Origin of the sequence: Bifidobacterium jacchi (assembly GCF_009078285.1) — a bacterium.
Classification (GTDB): domain Bacteria; phylum Actinomycetota; class Actinomycetes; order Actinomycetales; family Bifidobacteriaceae; genus Bifidobacterium; species Bifidobacterium jacchi.
Genome location: NZ_RQSP01000011.1, coordinates 57870 through 64445, shown reverse-complemented (window position 1 = coordinate 64445; position 6576 = coordinate 57870). Strand labels below are relative to the sequence as shown.

Genomic DNA, 6576 nt, shown 5'->3' with positions numbered 1-6576 from the left:
CAGGGCCGAAATCGTCCGTAACTGCGCGGGACCGTCGAGATCGCGCGCAGTTACGGACGATTCGGAGCGGATGGCTGCGTGTGATCATGCACGTCGCGCGGCGTTTCGGCGCGGTTGCGCAGGCGTATGATGGTCATCGCATATAAGCGCTACCATATGGCGTGGTGCTCGGATCCGGAGAACGCTTCGATTCCGGACTTGTTGATAGCAGTGATGGATGATGATGCATGATCATGAATGATGACAATATGAACGGTGTGAACGACGATATGAACATGAACGGCGAAACGGAAGACAATCCCAGCGACATCGACGCCCAATCAGTCCAGCCAGCCCAAGCGGCCCAGCCAAACGGAACCACTCAGGGCGAAGCGGCGCAGGCCCCAGCTCCGACGATCGACCGCTCGTGGCTGACGAAGGCGAAGGAGACCATCGACCAGTGGGCGTACATCATGCTGCGCGACGCGGACGACCACGACATCGACTGGGATTGGGTGCGCTCGCTCGACCTTGAGCACGGCATCGGCGCGGCAAGCCCGGCCGATCTCGAACCCGGCGCGGCCAGCAGCGCGTTCGACCTGCTCAAGGCCGATCTGGCCATCCGCGACCGGCTGGAGGCGATCCTCGCCAAGATGAGCATGACGTTCATGCGCGACTTCGACCGTCACATCAAGACTTATGAGCTGCCGCGCGCGCTCGCCTACGCCGACCGTCGTCTGACCGACCAGATCGACCTGCTGCGCGATCGCGGCGTGGCCGAGGGTCTGTGGACGGTCGCCGACGAGGATCGCCAGCGCGTCACCGTGCCGGTACTGCACGCCGTCGAGGGCGGTCCGCTCAGCGACGAGGCGCTCGAACCCGTGCAGGATCACACCGCCGAGATCGTCAACGCGCGCGCCGAACGCCGCAAGGCCGACCGCGCCAAGCGCGAGGAGGCCCGTCACGAACGCCAGATGGCGCTGTTCGAGGCCGACGAAAAGCAGTACGGCTCCGTTGAGGCCGGACCGGACGAGTCCGCGCCCGCCGACTCCAGCTCCGATCAGGGCAGCACCGATTATCTGATCGAGGCGCAGCCGGTCATCAACGACGACAATCCCGCCGTGCCGAACGTCGAGCAGGCGTATGCGAACGAGACCGCCGTGCCGGAGGCGCGCTTCGAGCGCAAACGCCACGCCGCCGCCGAGCATGTGGCGGCGCGTCAGGCGGCCGCTCCGAAGGACTACTGGCGTGAAGTCTATCTGCCCGGCCGCGACGTGGACAATGTCATGGGCATCGATCTGGAGACGAACGGCACCGAACCGTACCGCGCGTACATCATCGACGTCGGCTTCGAATACATGAACATGAGGTCGCCGCGCCCGGCCAACGCCGGTGCCGACTACTCCTACGACAAGGACTACTACGAGTCGGGCGACGCCTACGATCAGCATCGCTTCTCGTTCGGCGTCACGCCCGAGGCGGCGCGGCACGGCAACGCGTTCATCATCGAGCTGACGGGCATCGACATCTCTCAGCGCACGGGCGCCGAGTTCCCGCTGTTCGACGAGGACGCGGCCGCGCAGGCCGATCTGCTGCGTCGGCTGACCTCGCAGCCGTACGTGGCGCACATGGCCACGTTCGAGCACAGCTTCTTCATGCTCAACGTGGCCGGCTATGCGGAGGCATACCGCAACGGCCATGTGACGATCATCGACACGCTGCCGATGAGCCGCCTGTGGGACGAGGGCTCGATCCCGAGCGAGGATCATCCCGACGGCGACAACCGGCTCGATGCGTATGCGAAGCGTCAGGGCGCGCTGCACGAGGACGATGCGGAACGCCATCTGGGTCTTGAGGATTCGCATATCATGCTGCTCGCGATGAAGCATCATCTCGCGCAGCTCAAAGCCGAGGCGCGCGGACCGTGGGGTCCCGGCGGCAAGCCCGGCGTGGGAGGCAAGCGCATCATCGCGCGCCGCCACCGCCGGTAGCAGGCAGGCAGAAGCCAATCGCAGTCGGTCATAGTCGGTCGCAGTCGGCAGTCGTCGACATAGCTGACAGGCAGTCCGGTTGTAGCCGGTGGCAGCCGACAGCAACCGGCAACGACCGGTAGCGCAACACCGGTGGCAGCCGACAGTGCACTACCGATGACAGTGGGCGGAGTGCTGGGATCATGGTCAATGCCGATGATCGCAGCACTCCGCCCACTGTTGTTGTGCGCCACTGTTGTTGTGCGCCTACTCCACCGATTTGAGCGATGAGACCGGATCGATGCGGTCCAGCACCGGATTGGTCATCAGCTCGACGAGCAGCGAGAACGCGATCGTGACCGCGGCTGCGATCAGATAGCTCGTCCAGCGCACGCTTACCTCGAAATACAATCCGGGCATGGCGAGCGCAGCGGTCAGCAGTCCGCCGATCCACCGGCCGAGCGGCAGGCCGACGGCCACGCCCATCAGCGTCAGCAGCAGCATCTCGCGGTTGACGTACCGGTGCACCTCGCGATCGAAGAATCCGAGCACCTTGAGCGTGGCCATCTCGCGCACGCGTTCCGACACGTTCACATTGGCGAGCGTGAACAGCACGACGAGCGCCAACGCGCCAGCCAGCGCCACGATGAGCGCCACGACCGCGCCCATCAGGTCGAAGCTGAAGGAGCGTCGCATGTCGGCGGTGCTGACGACGCTCAGCACGCCGTCGCGTTTCGCGAGGCGCTTCGCATAGGCGATCTGATCGTCGTCCGAATCCCGGTAGCGCGCGAACAGCGCGTTCATCGTCACCCCGTCGATCGTTGCGGCATCGGCGTTGGTGCTGGGTGCGGCATCGGCGTTGGCATCGGCTCCGGAGTCGCTGTCGCCGCCTCCCGTATCGCCGCCTCCCGTATCGCCGAATGCGGTCCGGTATCCGGCGGCCGTCATGTACACGTCCGATCCGATCACCGAGCGGCTGACCGCGCGCACGCGCACGCGGGCGCGGTCGGTGCCGCCGTTGGTCAGCGTGATCTCGTCGCCGGCGTTCACGCGCAGCGCATTGGCGGCGCTTTGCGAGACGATCGCCTCGGGCAGAGCGGCTGATGCAGCGTCGCCGCCCGAGTCGCCGCCAAGCGTGACCGTCCGCCCGTCCTCGACCGATCGCAGATCGGCGATGATCTGCAGGTCAGACGACTGCGGCACGGTGATCAATTGGATGCTTTCGGATTCGCCGCCCGCATTGGTCAGTTCGCCGGTGTCCACGCGCGCCTCGACACCGGTATCCCCGCTGAAATCCGCCTTCGGTTCGGCGGCGAGCGAGTCGCGCGTATCCGTCAGCTTGTCGGCATCGGTCACGACCAGCAGATCATAGCGGTAGATATCGCGATACTGCGTGTCGGGCAGGGCGTCCACGGTGTCGTTGATCGCCAGTCCGCATACGATGAGCGCGGTGCATCCCGCCACGCCGACGACCGTCATGATGAGCCGCCCCTTGAACCGGAAGAGGTTGCGAGCGGTCACCTTGTTGAGGAACCTCATGCGCCGCCACAACGGTCCGATGCGTTCCAGCAGCACGCGCGACCCCGCCTTGGGCGCCTTCGGGCGCATGAGTTCGGCCGGATTGCGGCGCAGTTCCGCCCGGCACGCCACCAGCGTGGCCGCAACGCATGCCACGACGAACAGCGCCACGCCGGCAGAGCCGTACGCCCAGTCGTAGAGCAGCGAGACGTTCGGCACCACGTACATGCCTTCGAGCACGATCAGCAGAAACGCGGGGATGCCGAGGAATCCGGCCAGATCGCCCAGTCCGCCGCCGATCAGACAGGCGAGCAGCGCGAACAGCACGTATCGCATCGCCACGGCGACGGGCGGATAGCCGAGCGCAAGATAGGTGCCGATCAGCGAGCGGTCCTCCTCGACCATGCGGGTCATGGCGGTCAGGCTCATGAACACGGCGACCAGGAGGAACACGATCGGGAATGCGCGCCCGATCGATTCGATCGATCCGAGATCGGATTTGAGCGAGGAGAACGTGCCGGCGGAGGCGCGCGTGCTCACATACCAGCGCGCCTGCGGCACGTCCGTCTCGATCCGGCTGGCGCGCCTGGCGAATTCCGCCGTGGCATCGGCCTTGCGCCGGTCGAGTTCTTGCTGCGCGTCGTCCAGCTGCCGCTGCGCCTGACTCAGCCGGGGGTCGGATGCGATGATCGAGTTTCGCATTGATGCATCCGCAGCCTGCATGCCCATCGATGCGAGCACCTCGTCGATGCGCGCGTCGAATGCGCTGCGTTGGGCATCGATCTCGGCTTGCGCGTCGGCGATCTCGCGGTCGGCGTTGTCGCGCGCGTCGTCCAGCTGTTGCTGCGCGTCGGCTACGAGCTGGTCATGCCGCGCCTGCTGCCGTGTGGATTGGACGGTCTGCTCGATGCGGTCGCGCACCGCCCGGATCGCGTCGTCATAGTCGTCGGCGAAGGCGTCGAGCCCGGCCGCATCCTTCACTTCGATCGAAACGGCCGTGTAGATGTCGCCGGTCACGCCGTCGGTCGGCATGAACAGCGTGTAGGCGTTGGTTGCGGTGCTGCGGAACGCGCCCTGCGAGTATCCGTCGGGATTCGTCAGGTCGGTCGGGTCGAGCACAATGCCGACGATGGTCAGTTCGGTGGGGAACGTGGGCTGACCGCTCTGCGCTGCTGTTGATGCCGCGTCTGCCGCGTCTGCCGATGCTGTGGTCGATGCTGTGGTTGATGCCGCCGCATCGGATGCCGATTGCGCTGCGGATTCGTCTTCCGCGGCTGATTCGGCTGCCTTGCCCGATTCGCCCGATTCGCCCGATTCATCCGATTCCGGCGTCACCGTGATGCGCGCGCCGATCGCAAGACCGCTGTCCTTGATGAACCGTCGGGTCACCGCGGTCTCGCCGGCATGCTCCGGCAGTCTTCCCTGCTGCACGTACGGCCGGTTCATGCCGTCGGGCCCGATCTCGCTCAGCGTCGCCGTCTCGTCGCCGCCGTTGACTCGAACGGTGGCCGAAGCGCTGCGCTCCGGCTCCACCGCGGCGACGCCCGTAACGTCGCGCAGCGCCTTCACGTCGTCATCGGTCAGGCCCAGCGTGGATACGACGCGCAGATCGTACAATCGCTGCGTGTCAAGGAACCGGTCGGCGCCTTGGAACATGTCCCGGCATCCCGCGTAGATGCCGGTGAGCACCGCCACGCCGAGCATCGAGATCAGCGCGATCGAGATGAACCGTTTCCAGTTGCGCGCCCAGCAGCGCAGCATGTCCTTGATGAACGCGCCGCCGAACGAACCGCCGAACGCGCCGCCGAACGTGTTTGAGCGCGTCCGAACATGCCGCAGTGTTCGCGTCCGCCTTCATATCGTCCATTTCGCCCATATCGTCCCGGTTGCGTCGACTCATAGCCCGCCTACCATTCGATGTCTGCGATCGGTGTCGGCGCCGGATTGACATCCTGCGCGACGACCTTGCCGGACCGGAACCGGATCACCTTGTGCGCCATCGGAGCGATCGCCGAATTGTGCGTGATGATCATGACCGTCATGCCCAGCTCGTCGCACACGTCCTGCAGCAGCCGCAGCACCTCCTTGCCGGTCTCATAGTCGAGCGCGCCGGTCGGCTCGTCGCATAGCAGCAGCTTCGGCCGCTTCGCGATCGCGCGCGCTATCGAGACGCGCTGCTGCTCGCCGCCGGACAGCTGCGCGGGAAAGTTGCCCATGCGCTCGGCCAACCCGACTCTGCGCAGCATGTCCACCGGATCGAGATGATCGGCGCAGATCTGGCTGGCGAGCTCCACGTTCTCCAACGCGGTCAGATTGGGCACGAGATTGTAGAACTGGAAGACGAAACCGACGTCGTTGCGACGATAGGCGACCAGTTCGCGCCGCCGCAGGCCGGTGATGTCCCTACCGCCGACGACCACGCGCCCTGACGTGGCCGTGTCCATGCCGCCGAGAATGTTGAGCGCCGTGGTCTTGCCCGCGCCCGACTGGCCGAGAATCACCGTCAGCTCGCCCTGATCAGCGGTGAAGCTCGCCTCGTCAAGCGCGCGAATCGGCGCGGCGCCACCAGGATACTCCTTGACCACATGATCGAATTCGATGTATGCCATGACGCACCTCCCATCTTGTGGAACCGTTCGGGTGCCCCGCCGGCATCGTCGCCGGACGGCAGCTCCCGCAACCGCACCAGCCGCCCGCGCGACTGTTCTCCATCGGTTGAACAATGACATCGCATGTTCCAAACAGATGCGATCATATACCGCAAACCTTGAGGATATATGAAGGGTCGTCGCCGGGCGCCTGCCGACGGTCGCATCCGGGCGGGCTGCACAAGCCGATGACGGCATGAACCGCAGCGAACCGTCAGCGAGCTGCTAGTATCCTACGTCAGAAAAACGTTGACGAATTCACTACCCCTCTCAGTACCGCTTCGCGGGCCAGCTCGATCCGCAATCATGGACGCGCTGCGCGCGCAGTCTGCCTACTCGCCGGTCGGCTCGCACGTTGCCTACAAACAGCTCTGCTGTTTGCCTAACGGCAACGGTCCTGCAATCATGGACGCGCTGCGCGCGCAGTCTGCCTACTCGCCGGTCGGCTCGCACGTTGCCTA

3 protein-coding genes are annotated in these 6576 nt (G+C 65.4%); 1 reads left to right on the top strand and 2 read right to left on the bottom strand.

Annotated features, from left to right (window positions below; all coding sequences use genetic code 11):
• The first annotated feature begins 227 nt into the window (after positions 1 to 227).
• A complete protein-coding gene (locus EHS19_RS04705) occupies positions 228 to 1970 on the top strand; it encodes a PolC-type DNA polymerase III domain-containing protein (protein ID WP_421745254.1) in 1743 nt (580 codons plus the stop codon).
• A gap of 246 nt (positions 1971 to 2216) precedes the next feature.
• On the opposite strand, the gene EHS19_RS04700 is transcribed toward EHS19_RS04705, so the two are convergent.
• On the bottom strand, positions 2217 to 5228 hold the full coding sequence (locus tag EHS19_RS04700) for an FtsX-like permease family protein (RefSeq protein WP_151916631.1): 3012 nt from the start codon (positions 5226 to 5228) through the stop codon (positions 2217 to 2219).
• Positions 5229 to 5374: 146 nt separating this feature from the next.
• A complete protein-coding gene (locus EHS19_RS04695) occupies positions 5375 to 6076 on the bottom strand; it encodes an ABC transporter ATP-binding protein (protein WP_151916630.1) in 702 nt (233 codons plus the stop codon).
• Positions 6077 to 6576: the final 500 nt, after the last annotated feature.

What these genes read in the sequence shown, in the direction of transcription:
- EHS19_RS04705 (WP_421745254.1), top strand. Translation starts at nt 228, where the DNA reads ATGATCATGAATGATGACAATATGAACGGTGTGAACGACGATATGAAC.
- EHS19_RS04695 (WP_151916630.1), bottom strand. Translation starts at nt 6,076, where the DNA reads ATGGCATACATCGAATTCGATCATGTGGTCAAGGAGTATCCTGGTGGC.
- EHS19_RS04700 (WP_151916631.1), bottom strand. Translation starts at nt 5,228, where the DNA reads ATGCTGCGCTGCTGGGCGCGCAACTGGAAACGGTTCATCTCGATCGCG.